We start from the raw sequence: 13,053 nt of genomic DNA, 5'->3' as shown, positions 1-13,053 counted from the left end.
ATGAATACCCAAGCTCAACCCGCGGCAGTCGATCAAAGCCTGCTGTACCCTTCGCCCCTGAAGGAATTCTGGAAAGCCTTCGCCCGCAACAAGGGCGCCGTGGCCGGCCTGCTGTTCATGGCCGTCGTAGTGTTCTGCGCGCTGTTCGCCCCCTGGGTCGCGCCTTTCGATCCCAGCGAGCAATTCCGCGATGCGCTGCTGACCCCACCCTCCTGGGCCGAGGGCGGCCAGCTCAAGTACCTGCTGGGCACCGACGAACTGGGCCGGGACCTGCTGTCGCGCCTGATCCACGGCGCGCGCCTGTCCTTGCTGATCGGCCTGTCCTCGGTGCTGATGTCGCTGATCCCGGGCATCCTCATGGGCCTGCTGGCGGGGTTCTTCCCGCGCATCCTCGGGCCGACCATCATGCGCCTGATGGACATCATGCTGGCCCTGCCCTCGCTGTTGCTGGCAGTGGCCATCGTAGCCATCCTCGGCGCCGGGCTGATCAATACCGTGATCGCCATTGCGGTAGTGTCCCTGCCTTCCTATGTTCGCCTGACCCGCGCCGCAGTGATGGGCGAGCTGAACCGCGACTATGTGACTGCCGCGAAACTGGCCGGCGCCAGCCTGCCGCGCCTGATGTTCGTGACCGTTCTGCCCAATTGCCTGGCGCCGCTGATCGTGCAGGCCACCCTGAGCTTCTCCTCGGCCATCCTCGATGCCGCGGCGCTGGGCTTCCTAGGCCTGGGCGTACAGCCGCCGACCCCGGAGTGGGGCACCATGCTGGCCTCCGCGCGCGACTACATAGAGCGCGCCTGGTGGGTGGTGAGCCTGCCTGGCTTAACCATCCTGCTCAGCGTGCTGGCAATCAACCTGATGGGCGACGGCCTGCGCGACGCGCTGGACCCGAAACTCAAGAATGCGATCTGAGGAGGCCCCATGTCATTGCTCGAAATCAAGAACCTGAGCGTGCGCTTCGGCGACGCCAGCGCGGTGCCGGTGGTGGACGGCCTCGACCTTTCGGTGAATCGCGGGGAAGTGCTCGCCATCGTCGGCGAGTCCGGCTCCGGCAAGTCCGTCACCATGATGGCCCTGATGGGCCTGGTGGAAGCGCCCGGCATCATCAGCGCCGACACCCTGCGCTTCGATGGCCAGGACATGCTCAAGCTCAGCCGACGCCAGCGTCGGCATGTGGTCGGCAAGGACCTGGCGATGATCTTCCAGGACCCGATGACCGCGCTCAACCCGAGCTATACCGTAGGCTTCCAGATCGAGGAAGTGTTGCGCACGCATCTGGGCCTGTCGGGCCGGGCCGCGCGGGCGCGTGCCCTGGAGCTTCTGCAGAAGGTGGAGATCCCCGCCGCCGCCAGCCGCCTCGATGCCTACCCGCACCAGCTGTCCGGCGGCATGAGCCAGCGCGTGGCCATTGCCATGGCTATCGCCGCCGAGCCCAAGCTGCTGATCGCTGACGAACCCACCACCGCCCTGGACGTGACCATCCAGGCGCAGATCATGGACCTGCTGCTGGCCCTGCAGAAGGATCAGGACATGGCCCTGATCCTGATCACCCATGACCTGGCCGTGGTCGCCGAAACCGCCCAGCGGGTGTGCGTGATGTACGCCGGCCAGGCCGTGGAAGTGGGCCAGGTGCCGCAGCTGTTCGACGTGCCGGCGCACCCCTACACCGAAGCCTTGCTGGCGGCCATCCCGGAGCACAGCGAAGGGGCCGAGCGGCTGTCTACCCTGCCGGGCATCGTGCCTGGGCGCTACGACCGCCCCCAGGGTTGCCTACTGTCGCCGCGCTGCCCCTACGTTCAAGAAAACTGCCGTCAACAGCGCCCGGCCCTGGACCCGAAAGCCCACAGCCTGGCCCGTTGCTTCTACCCGCGTAACCAGGAGGTGGCGTGATGAGCGTCGTACTTACCGCCCGCGAGCTCACTCGCCACTATGAAGTCGCCCAAGGCATGTTCAAGCCGCACGCGACCGTACGCGCGCTCAATGGCGTGTCCTTCGAGCTCGAAGCCGGGAAAACCCTGGCCGTGGTGGGCGAGTCCGGTTGTGGCAAGTCCACCCTGGCGCGCCAGCTGACACTCATCGAAGAGCCTAGCTCCGGTTCCTTGAAGATTGCCGGGCAGGAAGTGGCGGGCGCCAGCAAGGAACAGCGCAAGCAACTGCGCCGGGACGTGCAGATGGTGTTCCAGAGCCCCTACGCCTCCCTCAACCCGCGGCAGAAGATCGGCGACCAGCTGGCCGAGCCCCTGCTGATCAACACGACGCTGACCAAGGCCGAGCGTCGCGAGAAAGTGCAGGCAATGATGCAGCAGGTGGGCCTGCGCCCTGAGCATTACCAGCGTTACCCCCACATGTTCTCCGGCGGGCAGCGTCAGCGCATCGCCCTGGCCCGGGCAATGATGCTGCAACCGAAGGTGCTGGTGGCGGACGAGCCCACCTCCGCGCTGGACGTATCCATCCAGGCGCAGGTGCTGAACCTGTTCATGGACCTGCAGCAGCAATACCAGACGGCCTATGTGTTCATCTCCCACAACCTGGCGGTGGTGCGTCACGTAGCGGACGATGTGCTGGTGATGTACCTGGGGCGGCCCGCGGAAATGGGGCCCAAGGAAGACCTTTACCATAACCCGCTGCACCCCTATACCCAGGCGCTGCTATCGGCCACGCCGACCATCAAGCCCGACCCGGACAAGCCTCGGATCAAGATCGCGGGTGAGCTGCCCAATCCCTTGAACCCGCCGTCCGGCTGCCCGTTCCACAAGCGTTGCCCTTACGCCACCGAGCGTTGCGTGACCGAGGTCCCCGCCTTCCGCCCGGTGGGCACGCGCCATGTGGCGTGCCACTACGCCGAGCAGTTCCTCAAGTAAGAACGACGCCCGGCGCCCCCCAGGCGCCGGGTAGCCGTTGATCGCCAGCAAGGATCGCTGGCCCCGCTCGCGCAGTCGTCTGTACAGACTCGCTGAACGGACCTCTCCATGCGCATCCATCATCTCAATTGCGGCTGTATGTGCCCCCTAGGCGGTGCATTGTTCGATGGCTTCAGTCGCGGGCTTACCGCTCGGCTGGTCTGTCATTGCCTATTGATCGAAACCGACAATGACGGCCTGGTGCTGGTGGATACCGGCTTCGGTAGCCAGGATGTGAAAATCCCCAGCCAGCGCCTGAGCGGGTTCTTCCGCTACTTCAACAATATCCGCCTGGAGCATCGCTATACCGCCTTGGAGCAGGTGCGCCAGCTGGGCTTCAGCCCTACCGACGTGCGTCATATCGTATTGACCCACCTGGACTTCGACCACGCGGGCGGGCTGGAGGACTTCCCTCAGGCCACCGTGCATGTGCTGCAGGCTGAAATGGATGCGGCTCGCCAGGCCAGCGGCTGGCGCGACAGCCGACGTTTCCGACGCCAGCAATGGGATCGGGTAGGCAATTGGGCGTTTTACCAGCCCGAGGGAGAGCGCTGGAATGGTTTCGGCTCGGTGCGCACACCATTGGGCACCCGCGATGACATTCTGCTGATTCCCTTGCCTGGTCATACGCCGGGCCATGCCGGCATCGCCGTACGCACCGCCGAAGGGTGGCTGCTTCACGCAGGCGATGCCTATTTCTACCGGGGCGAGGTAGGCACCCCCGAGCGTCTTTGCACGCCAGGCCTTCGCTTCTACCAACGAATGATGGATTCTGATCACGCCCAGCGCGTGGATAATCAGAACCGCTTGCGGGCCCTTTCCATCGCCACCGACCAGCACGTTCGAATGTTCTGCAGCCATGACGCGATGGAGCTGGAGCGTTATACCTCATAGCAGCCCGCCTTGGCGGCGACCGAACATAACGTGGTGTCAGGCCGGGTCGCGGCCAAGGCCGGCTGCTACGGCGGGATATCTGATTGATCGCAAAAACGCCGTGACTAGGTCACGGCGTTGAGTTACAGCTCGTGCGCCAGTCTCAGTGCACGAACAAGGCGATCAGAATGATGATCGGGATCGGAATGCCCAGGAACCACAGCAGTAGAGAGCGCATGTTGTATCTCCTTTTCAGAAAGGTAAGGTTGGCTTAGCGGACCGGAACCGTGGTGGTTTGGGTGGCATGGCCATGAACGTTCAGGTTGTGAGCATCCAGGTAGCGAGCCGCGTCGCGCTGGCGACCACCGAAGAGCGCGGCCAGGCTGGCGAAGAAGGCGCCGCACAGCAGGGCGATAAAGGTCCACAGGGAGGCCCAGGCCGCGGCCTCGGCGGCAGCGTCGGCAGCCTGTTTGGCAGCGACCTTGGCATCGTCGGCGGCCTTGCGCAGCTGGGCATACACCTGATCTACCCGTGCCTCGGCTTCCGGTTGGGTCAGACGAGTACGTTGGGCGACCAGTTGAGCCAGGTAGGCGCGGTCCTCGGCATTCAGGGTGCCATCCCCGGCCATGGCCTTGGAGAAGATACGACCGGCAACGCCGTTGACTGCATCGTCGCTGACAGGCGCCGGGCCTTCGCCTCGGAACAGGGTGTCAGTGAAATAGCCCATGGGGTCATTGCCATTGGCCGCCATGCCGCCCGCCGCACTGCCAGCCACGGTGGCCGCGCCAGAAGCGACGCTGGCGCCGGCCTGGGCACCCGCGGTCACTACATTGCCCGCAGTACCGACTACCAACGCGGTGGTCACCAGGGTCGCCACAGCCCAAGCCAGGAACCCATGGGCGGTGTCGCGGAAATAGACCTCATCGCCATGCAGGTTGGCCCACTTCACGCGCAGCCGGCCCGCCAGGTATCCGCCCAGCCCAGAGGCCAGGATGGCAGTGATCAACAGCCACAAGATGCTGGAAATGCCCAGGGTCTTGGCACTGGCCCCTTCGTCGGCCCAAGGCGAGGTAGCGGCAAAACCCAGGCCTGCTCCCAGCACAATCAGGATCAACGACAAGGCTGCCGCCGCGGCGGCGCCTGCAAAGATGGCCGCCCAGGAAACGCCTGAGCGGTTCGGGCCATCGTTGGCAGCGGTTGAATATTCGGCAGTGGTGATCATTTTGAGCCCTTTTTTTAGTTGACAATAAGTCCGGCGCTTTAAACATTGCACCGTACGTGCCAGGGCCTTGACATTAGTGTTCGTATAAAAATCAATAACTTAAAACAGACCCTCGTTAGCCATCATCATGCAAAATGCCCGCAAAGCCTCTGATCTCAGGGTGTTCTGCAACATGGCGAAACAGTTGCACGCCCCGTCGGACCATGTCCTTCCTTCACCTCCCGTCGCGCTATCGTCGAGTTGGTCAAACTCGGCAAACCCAAGATCGGTCAGCATGACTACATCCTGATAAACGAGGTTTGCCATGTCGTTCCGTACCTGGCCGTTGCTGCTAGCCGTTCCTGCCGCTGCTGTATTGATGTCCCGTCGGGTCACCCGCCCTCTTTCGTCGTCCGAACGCAGCCGTCTCGCCGGGAAGACCTTCGTGATCACTGGCGCTTCCAGCGGCCTGGGCCGAGGCGTGGCACTGGAACTCGGCCGCAGCGGCGCACGGGTGGTGTTGGCGGCTCGTCGCGCCGAGGCGCTGGAGAGCCTGGTCACCCAGATCGAAGGCGAAGGGGGCCAAGCGGTGATGGTACCGACCGATGTCACTGATACCGCCCAGATGCAGCATCTCCTGGAAACCGCCGTAGGCGCGTTTGGTGCCATCGATGGCTGGATCAACAACGCCGGCGTGGCGGTGATCGGACGCTTCGACGAGATACCGCTGGAAGACCAGCATCGGTTGCTCGATACCAACCTCAAGGCCATGGTGACCGGCAGCTATCTGGCGATGCGACAGTTCGAAGCGCAGGGCTACGGCAATTTGATCAACGTAGGTTCAGTGGATAGCGAAGTGCCCCATGCTTACCAGGCCGCCTACTCGGCTTCCAAGGCAGGCGTGTCGATGCTGGGCCGGGTACTCAACGAAGAACTGCGCCTGCGTCGCCAGCGGCTGATCCAGGTGAGCACTGTCTTGCCCTGGGCCCTGGACACACCACTGTGGGATCACGTCGGTAACTACACCGGACATCAGACGCGTATTCCCACCATGGACCCGGCAGCGAAGGCCGTGGTCGCGGTAGTACGGGCCTACCTGCAGCCTCAGCAGGAGATCACCGTAGGTTACAAGGCCAAGCTGGCCTACTGGAGCCACCGCCTGACGCCGGGGCTCAATGAACGGCTTTCCGGGCTGATTCTTGAGAAAGCGGAAATCGAAATGCACCCTGGCGCCACGCCCACGTCAGGCACCCTGCATCGACCTGTGGCGCAAGGCCAGGACGTGGACGGCGGCATCCGGAAACGGATGAAGCGCGAGGGCTGAGCGGCCCCTAGCCTGAGGTTATGGGCGGTTGTCCACCAGCACTTCGCTGAGCTGGGTGACCGGGGTGATATTGGTGAAGTTGGGCACGTCGGCGTTGAGCTCACCACCATGGGCGCCCATGACCGCTCCAAGGCTGGCCATGGATTCGAAATACAGGTTGCACTGGGTCACATAGAGCGGCGGCGTGGCGCCGTCATCCCCGGCAAGCCCACGATCCACGCTGTAGCCGAGCAGGTTGGGACCGAAACGCTCCTTAACCAGGGCCATGTGGGTCTTGAGGTAGTACTCGTGGTCGAAGCTGGCGCCGGCGGCGTTGGGGTAGAGCACGGAAACCTTGATCATGCGAAGGGCCTTTCATCGAGGGAAAGGCCCAGCATAGTCCGTAAGCGCTACGGATCAATGATGTTCGCGAGTGGCGCGGAAACTGACGTCAGGCCAGCGTTCTTCCATCACCGACAGGTTGACCCGGGTAGGGGCTAGGTAGGTAAGGTGGCCACCGCCATCCACCGCCAGGTTCTCGACCGCCTTGTTCTTGAATTCCTCGAGCTTTTTCTTATCGTCGCAGGAGATCCAGCGCGCCGACCATACGGTAACCGGCTCGTAGGCGCACTCGACCTTGTACTCTTCCTTCAGGCGGCTGGCGACCACGTCGAACTGGAGCACCCCCACCGCGCCGAGGATGATGTCGTTGCTGCGCTCGGGGAAGAACACCTGGGTGGCGCCCTCCTCGGCCAGTTGCTGCAAGCCCTGGCGCAACTGCTTGGACTTGAGCGGGTCCTTCAGGCGCACGCGGCGAAACAGCTCCGGGGCAAAGTGTGGAATGCCGGTGAAGCCCAGGCTCTCGCCTTCGGTGAAGGTATCGCCGATCTGGATGGTGCCATGGTTATGCAGGCCGATGATGTCGCCGGCGAAGGCTTCCACCAGTTGCTCACGCTCCGAGGAGAAGAAGGTCAGGGCGTCGCCGATGCGCAGGTCCTTGCCGGTACGCACATGACGCAGTTTCATGCCCTGCTCGTAGCGGCCCGAACAGATGCGCATGAAGGCGATACGGTCCCGGTGCTTGGGGTCCATGTTCGCCTGGATCTTGAACACGAAACCGGAGAACTTCTCTTCGGTGGGCTCGACCGAGCGCTCGTGGGCCACGCGAGGCAAGGGGCGGGGCGCCCAGTCGACCACCGCGTCGAGCACGTGGTCTACCCCGAAGTTGCCCAGGGCGGTACCGAAGAACACGGGGGTGAGCTGGCCGTTCATGAACTCATCGGCATCGAAGGGGTGACAGGCGCCTTGAACCAGTTCGAGCTGCTCGATGAACCGTTCGTACTCGTCGCCCAGATGGGCGCGGGCTTCGTCCGAGTCCAGCTTCTCGATGATCTTGGCCTCGGTGCGCTCATGACCATGCCCCGGCGTATAGACGATGATGTAGTCGCCTTCCAGGTGATACACACCCTTGAAGTCCCGGTAGCAGCCGATGGGCCAGGTGATGGGAGCGGCCTTGATCTTCAGCACGGCCTCGATTTCGTCCAGCAGCTCGATGGGGTCGCGGATGTCCCGGTCCAGTTTGTTGATGAAGCTGACGATGGGCGTGTCGCGCAGGCGGCACACGTCCATCAGCGCGATGGTGCGCGGTTCCACGCCCTTGCCGCCGTCGAGCACCATCAGCGCCGAATCCACCGCGGTCAGGGTGCGGTAGGTGTCTTCGGAGAAGTCTTCGTGGCCGGGGGTGTCGAGCAGGTTGATCATGTGTTCGCGGTAGGGGAATTGCATGACCGAGGTGGTAATGGAGATACCCCGCTGCTTTTCCATTTCCATCCAGTCGGAAGTGGCGTGCCGGTCGGATTTACGCGATTTGACCGTACCGGCCACGGCGATCGCCTTGCCCATCAGCAACAGCTTTTCGGTGATGGTGGTTTTACCGGCGTCGGGGTGGGAAATGATTGCGAAGGTACGGCGCTTCGCGACTTCGGCGGCCTGCTGGGTCATGGAAAATCGCCCGGGAGCTGAACAAAAAAGGGCACAGATTATAGCCCAGTTCAGCGAGCGTTCTCACCCGTTTGGCGAATAGGGGCAGGGAGCCCCTGACGATGGGGCTATTATCCCTATATCCAGCATTACCCGCTAACTTCCTACTGGCTTCTTTCGATGGGGGAGCGGTCGGTACGCTGTCGATAGCTTTGACCTGGGCGGTAGGCAAAAAGTGTCTGGCTGCAAACCAGGAGGCCAACCGTCAGGCCAGCCCTGTTTCTTACTTAAGGTCCGCGTTCAGGTCGCCAAGACCTTCCAGCCTTACCGGGCCACGACCGGGAAGCCGGGCAACCAGTTCCAGCGTCCCACCCATCGCTTCCACGTACTCGCGCAGCGTGGAGAGCAGCATGTCGGTACGCTTCTCGACCTTGGAGACATTACCTTGCTTAATATGAAGAAGGTCGGCCATGGCTTCCTGCGTGAGATTCAATTCCTTGCGAAGCTCCTGCAAGGTCATCTGTTCCGCGATGAGCTCCGCGCCCCGCTGCTCGATCCTTTGACGACGAGCAGGAGGAAGCCCTTTCATAACGTGGTCGAGTGACTTAGCCATTATCTTCCCCTTTTCCCATTGCGCTCAGATGCCGGTCAAAGCGCACGTCCGCGCGCTTGATCAGAGCCTTGTAGAATCTCTTTTCGCTCGTGCCTGACTTGTCGCCACTGACAAGCAGAACAGCCTTCCTTTGCGGATCGAACGCGAAGGCCACACGCCATACTCCATTATCAGCCTTGAAGCGCAGCTCCTTCATGTTGGCGTGTCTCGAGTCGTTAAGGGTATCCACTTGGGGACGTCCCAGTGCCGGCCCAAAACATTCCAGCAATTTGAGCTGTGCCAGCAATTCATCCTGAACCAGCTCCACCATGGCATCGAATTCCGGCTCAAACTCATCACAAAACTCGACAAGCCACACCATCGAAAATATACCCTTAAGTGAATACACCCTCAAGTATATAGTTTGGGCAATTGTCCATCCAAGCCTGGCAAGAAATGGGAACAAATCATAGCCCAGTTCAACGAGCGTTCTCACCCGCCTGGCATTTTCCAGGTGGCCAGCCGTGCCCGGGTATGGGAACCTTTGAAACCATGGAGCCGTCCATTGCCGCGTGACCGCTTCGCTTGCGTGGCAGCGACAACGTGCGTTTTCGGCCTGACGAGGCCGTGCTCATGGTTGTGCCAGACCTCTTTCCGGGGCAGGCCGACCGCTATTCGCGCCGGTGTGGTTCGCGAGCCTTCATGGCCAGGCCAACGCACCCGCGCAGACTGATACGACAGGAGACGTCTGTGGCCACACGCTATGGAACGGGCCTGGCAGGGGGCGCCGCTGTGCTCGCCGTCCTGGCCCTGCTGATCCACTGGATTGGCATAGACACGCTAAAACATTATCAGGATGACTTGCTGTTCTACCTGCAGGCTCACCTGGAACTGGTACTGATTTCGATGCTGGCCGCCCTGGGCATGGGCATTCCCGCCGGTATATGGCTCAGCCGCCCGGCCCGAGCCCACAGCGCCGAACGCTTCATGCAGGTGTTCAACATCGGCAACACGGTGCCACCCCTGGCCGTGCTGGCCATCGCCCTCGGCATTCTGGGCATCGGCAGCGGCCCGGCCATTCTTGCGCTATTCCTCGCCTCCTTGCTGCCCATCGTGCGCAACACCTACGAAGGCTTGAAGAACGTACCCGCCTCGCTCAAGGAAGCCGCCACGGGCATCGGAATGACCCCGGCCCAGACCCTCTGGCAGGTGGAATTGCCCAATGCCGTTCCCATCATCATTGGCGGGGTACGCGTGGCCCTGGCCCTGAACGTGGGCACCGCTCCCCTGTCGTTCCTGATCGGCGCCAACAGCCTGGGCAGCCTGATATTCCCCGGCATCGCCCTGAACAACCAGCCTCAGCTGGTGCTGGGGGCCGCCTGCACCGCGCTGCTGGCGCTCGCCCTGGATGGCCTGGTGCTGTGGATCAGCCGCACCTGGCTCGAACGCGGCCTGGCCCCTGCCCGCTAACACAAGGAATGAACAGATGATCAAGACAGGCTGGCTGCTGACGGCAGCCCTGCTGTTCACGGGTATTGCCCAGGCCGCGGATGACACACCCCTGCTGCGCATCGGCGCCCGAGTGTTCACCGAGCAGACGGTGCTGGCGACACTGACCTCCAAGTACCTGGCCACCAAGGGCTACCGTACGGAGATCACCGGCGGGCTGGGCAGCAATATCGCCCGCAGCGCCCAGGAGAGTGGCCAACTGGACCTGCTCTGGGAGTACACCGGTGTTTCCCTGGTGTCGTACAACCATGTGAACGAAAAGCTCGACAGCGACGCCACCTATGCCCGAGTCAAGGAACTGGACGCCCGCAAGGGGCTGGTATGGCTGTCGCCTTCGAAGTTCAACAATACCTACGCCCTGGCACTGCCGGACAAGATTGCCCAACGGTATCCCGAAGTGAGCACCATCACCGAGCTCAATGACCTGGTGAAACGCGAACAGGACAAAAGCCACGTGCTGGCCCTGGACACCGAGTTCGCCAACCGCCCGGACGGGCTGGTCGGGCTGACGGAGGCTTATGGCCTGGCCTTCAAGCGCCGGGATATTCGCCAGATGGATGCCGGGCTGGTCTATACCGCCTTGCGCAACGGCCAGGTCTTCACCGGCCTGGTATACACCACCGATGGGCGCCTGGACGCGTTCAAGCTCAAGGTGCTCGAAGACGACAGGCACTATTTTCCCGATTACACGGCCGCGCCCGTGGTGCGCAAGGCGGTGCTCGACCAGCATCCGGAACTGGCCAGGCTGCTCAAGCCACTGGCCGAACTGCTGGACAACGCCACCATGCGCCAGCTCAACGCCAAGGTAGACGTGGATCACCAGAACCCCGGGGCAGTGGCCGAAGCCTTCCTGGCCCAGCACCCTGAACTGAAGGAGGCGAAATGAACTGGCTCGCGACCTTCCAGCACATGGATTGGCAGCAGGTGCTGCAGCTCACCGGGCAACACGTGATGCTGGTGGGTATTGCCGTTGGCCTGGCGATTCTCATCGGCGTGCCGGCGGGGATTCTCATGACCCGTTTTCCCGTCCTGGCCGGCCCCCTGCAGGCCGCCGCCACTGTGCTGCTGACCATCCCGTCCATCGCGCTCTTTGGCCTGTTGCTGCCCTTCTATTCCCGATTCGGCCAAGGCCTGGGGCCGTTGCCGGCCATCACCGCAGTGTTTCTCTATTCGCTGCTGCCCATCCTGCGCAACACCTACCTGGCATTGAGCAACGTCGAACCCGGCATCCGCGAAGCCGCCAAGGGCATCGGCATGACCTTCGGCCAGCGCCTGCGCATGGTCGAACTGCCGATCGCGGTACCGGTAATCCTGGCCGGCGTCCGCACGGCCGTGGTGATGAACATCGGTGTCATGACCATCGCCGCCACCATCGGGGCCGGCGGCCTCGGTGTGCTTATCCTCACTTCCATCAGCCGTAGCGACATGTCGATGCTGGTGGTGGGCGCGGTCCTGGTGAGCGTGCTCGCCATCATCGCCGACCTGCTGCTGCAGGCACTGCAACGCTCGCTGACGCCAAAGGGGCTGCTCAAATGATCGAACTGCAAAATCTCACCAAGACCTTCACCAGCAATGGCAAGGACGTGCGGGCCGTGGATGCGGTCAGCCTGACCGTGAACGAGGGGGAGATCTGCGTATTCCTTGGCCCCTCGGGATGCGGCAAGAGCACCACCCTGAAGATGATCAACCGTCTGATCGAGCCTACCTCGGGCAAGGTGCTGATCAACGGCGAGGACACCAGCGCCCTGGATGAGGTAACGCTACGGCGTCAGATCGGCTATGTGATCCAGCAGATCGGCCTGTTTCCCAACATGACCATCGAGGAGAACATCACCGTGGTGCCTCGCCTGCTGGGTTGGGACAAGCAACGCTGCCGTGAACGCGCTCGCGAGCTGATGAGCATGATCAAGCTGGAGCCCAAGCAATACCTGAGTCGCTATCCTCGTGAGCTGTCTGGCGGCCAGCAGCAGCGAATCGGCGTGATCCGTGCCCTGGCCGCCGAAGCGCCTGTGCTGTTGATGGACGAGCCTTTCGGCGCGGTGGACCCGATCAACCGGGAGATGATCCAGAACGAGTTCTTCGAAATGCAGCGCGCCCTGAACAAGACGGTGATCATGGTCAGCCATGACATCGACGAGGCGCTGAAACTGGGGGACAAGATCGCCATTTTCCGCGCCGGCAAGCTGCTCCAGCTGGACCACCCCGACACCCTGCTCGCTCATCCGGTGGACGACTTCGTCAGCAACTTCGTGGGCCAGGACAGTACCCTCAAGCGCCTGTTGTTGGTGAAAGCCGAGGACGCCGCCGACAATGCGCCCTCGGTAAGCCCGCAGACGCCGGTAGCCGAGGCCCTGGAACTGATGGACGAGCATGATCGTCGCTATGTGGTCGTCACCGACGCGGACAATCGCGGCCTGGGCTATGTACGCCGCCGCGACCTGCATCGCCAGCAGGGTACCTGCGCCGACTTCCTGCGTACCTTCAACGCCACCGCCGCGGCTGACGAGCACCTGCGCATCCTGTTGTCGCGAATGTACGAGTTCAACCGCGCCTGGCTGCCGGTGTTGAATGCGGAAAACGTGTTTCTTGGCGAAGTGACTCAGGAATCCATCGCCGCCTACCTCAGCTCCGGGCGCTCTCGTGGCATGAAGACTAGTATCGTATCGCCAGCCGAGCAGGTAGCGGGTTGAATGGT

At 62.6% G+C, this 13,053-nt stretch carries 15 protein-coding genes; 9 read left to right on the top strand and 6 right to left on the bottom strand.

Annotated features, from left to right (window positions below):
- The 4 genes from ACP691_RS01605 (at position 1) to ACP691_RS01590 (ending at position 3,794) form a co-directional block, all read left to right on the top strand.
- Positions 1-912: an ABC transporter permease subunit gene (locus tag ACP691_RS01605; protein ID WP_040261763.1), complete on the top strand. Its 912-nt coding sequence runs from the start codon at positions 1-3 to the stop codon at positions 910-912.
- A 9-nt stretch (positions 913-921) separates the two neighbouring features.
- Positions 922-1,890 carry an ABC transporter ATP-binding protein gene (locus tag ACP691_RS01600; protein ID WP_426149786.1) on the top strand — a complete coding sequence of 323 codons (969 nt, stop codon included), beginning with the start codon at positions 922-924 and terminating at the stop codon, positions 1,888-1,890.
- A complete protein-coding gene (locus ACP691_RS01595) occupies positions 1,890-2,861 on the top strand; it encodes a peptide ABC transporter ATP-binding protein (RefSeq protein WP_426149785.1) in 972 nt (323 codons plus the stop codon). The genes ACP691_RS01600 and ACP691_RS01595 overlap by 1 nt, the downstream gene beginning before the upstream one ends.
- Positions 2,862-2,969: 108 nt before the next feature.
- Complete coding sequence (locus tag ACP691_RS01590) at positions 2,970-3,794, top strand: MBL fold metallo-hydrolase (protein ID WP_426149784.1); 825 nt, start codon at positions 2,970-2,972, stop codon at positions 3,792-3,794.
- 250 nt (positions 3,795-4,044) lie between these two features.
- Here the strand turns inward: ACP691_RS01590 and ACP691_RS01585 are convergent, their stop codons facing one another.
- Together ACP691_RS01585 and ACP691_RS01580 are read right to left on the bottom strand one after the other, a co-directional pair.
- Positions 4,045-4,995 carry a hypothetical protein gene (locus ACP691_RS01585; protein ID WP_426149783.1) on the bottom strand — a complete coding sequence of 317 codons (951 nt, stop codon included), beginning with the start codon at positions 4,993-4,995 and terminating at the stop codon, positions 4,045-4,047.
- Between the two features lie 99 nt (positions 4,996-5,094).
- Positions 5,095-5,271, bottom strand: a complete 177-nt coding sequence (locus tag ACP691_RS01580) for a hypothetical protein (RefSeq protein WP_426149782.1) — start codon at positions 5,269-5,271, stop codon at positions 5,095-5,097.
- A gap of 28 nt (positions 5,272-5,299) precedes the next feature.
- Here ACP691_RS01580 and ACP691_RS01575 point away from each other — a divergent pair, with 28 nt between their 5' ends.
- Positions 5,300-6,298: an SDR family NAD(P)-dependent oxidoreductase gene (locus tag ACP691_RS01575; protein WP_426149781.1), complete on the top strand. Its 999-nt coding sequence runs from the start codon at positions 5,300-5,302 to the stop codon at positions 6,296-6,298.
- Between the two features lie 18 nt (positions 6,299-6,316).
- Here the strand turns inward: ACP691_RS01575 and ACP691_RS01570 are convergent, their stop codons facing one another.
- The 4 genes from ACP691_RS01570 to ACP691_RS01555 all read right to left on the bottom strand — a co-directional run bounded on the left by ACP691_RS01570 (position 6,317) and on the right by ACP691_RS01555 (position 9,231).
- Positions 6,317-6,640, bottom strand: a complete 324-nt coding sequence (locus ACP691_RS01570) for an EthD family reductase (protein WP_426149780.1) — start codon at positions 6,638-6,640, stop codon at positions 6,317-6,319.
- 54 nt (positions 6,641-6,694) lie between these two features.
- Entirely contained in the window at positions 6,695-8,278 is a 1,584-nt protein-coding gene (locus ACP691_RS01565; RefSeq protein ID WP_426149779.1) for a peptide chain release factor 3, read from the bottom strand.
- Positions 8,279-8,540: 262 nt separating this feature from the next.
- Complete coding sequence (locus tag ACP691_RS01560) at positions 8,541-8,870, bottom strand: XRE family transcriptional regulator (protein ID WP_426149778.1); 330 nt, start codon at positions 8,868-8,870, stop codon at positions 8,541-8,543.
- Positions 8,863-9,231 carry a type II toxin-antitoxin system RelE/ParE family toxin gene (locus tag ACP691_RS01555; RefSeq protein ID WP_426149777.1) on the bottom strand — a complete coding sequence of 123 codons (369 nt, stop codon included), beginning with the start codon at positions 9,229-9,231 and terminating at the stop codon, positions 8,863-8,865. Before ACP691_RS01555 ends, ACP691_RS01560 begins: the two co-directional genes overlap by 8 nt.
- Before the next feature lie 368 nt (positions 9,232-9,599).
- On the opposite strand from ACP691_RS01555, the gene ACP691_RS01550 reads away from it, so the two are divergent.
- The 4 genes from ACP691_RS01550 to ACP691_RS01535 are packed head-to-tail and all read left to right on the top strand — an operon-like array spanning position 9,600 to position 13,048.
- Entirely contained in the window at positions 9,600-10,319 is a 720-nt protein-coding gene (locus tag ACP691_RS01550; protein ID WP_426149776.1) for an ABC transporter permease, read from the top strand.
- Positions 10,320-10,335: 16 nt separating this feature from the next.
- On the top strand, positions 10,336-11,244 hold the full coding sequence (locus tag ACP691_RS01545) for a glycine betaine ABC transporter substrate-binding protein (protein WP_426149775.1): 909 nt from the start codon (positions 10,336-10,338) through the stop codon (positions 11,242-11,244).
- Entirely contained in the window at positions 11,241-11,894 is a 654-nt protein-coding gene (locus tag ACP691_RS01540) for an ABC transporter permease (protein WP_426149774.1), read from the top strand. Before ACP691_RS01545 ends, ACP691_RS01540 begins: the two co-directional genes overlap by 4 nt.
- A complete protein-coding gene (locus ACP691_RS01535; RefSeq protein WP_426149773.1) occupies positions 11,891-13,048 on the top strand; it encodes a betaine/proline/choline family ABC transporter ATP-binding protein in 1,158 nt (385 codons plus the stop codon). Before ACP691_RS01540 ends, ACP691_RS01535 begins: the two co-directional genes overlap by 4 nt.
- The last annotated feature ends 5 nt before the right edge of the window (positions 13,049-13,053 follow it).

Source organism: Pseudomonas sp. DC3200b2, from assembly GCF_049895785.1.
GTDB lineage: Bacteria > Pseudomonadota > Gammaproteobacteria > Pseudomonadales > Pseudomonadaceae > Aquipseudomonas > Aquipseudomonas massiliensis.
This window is presented reverse-complemented; position numbering and strand designations above follow the sequence as displayed.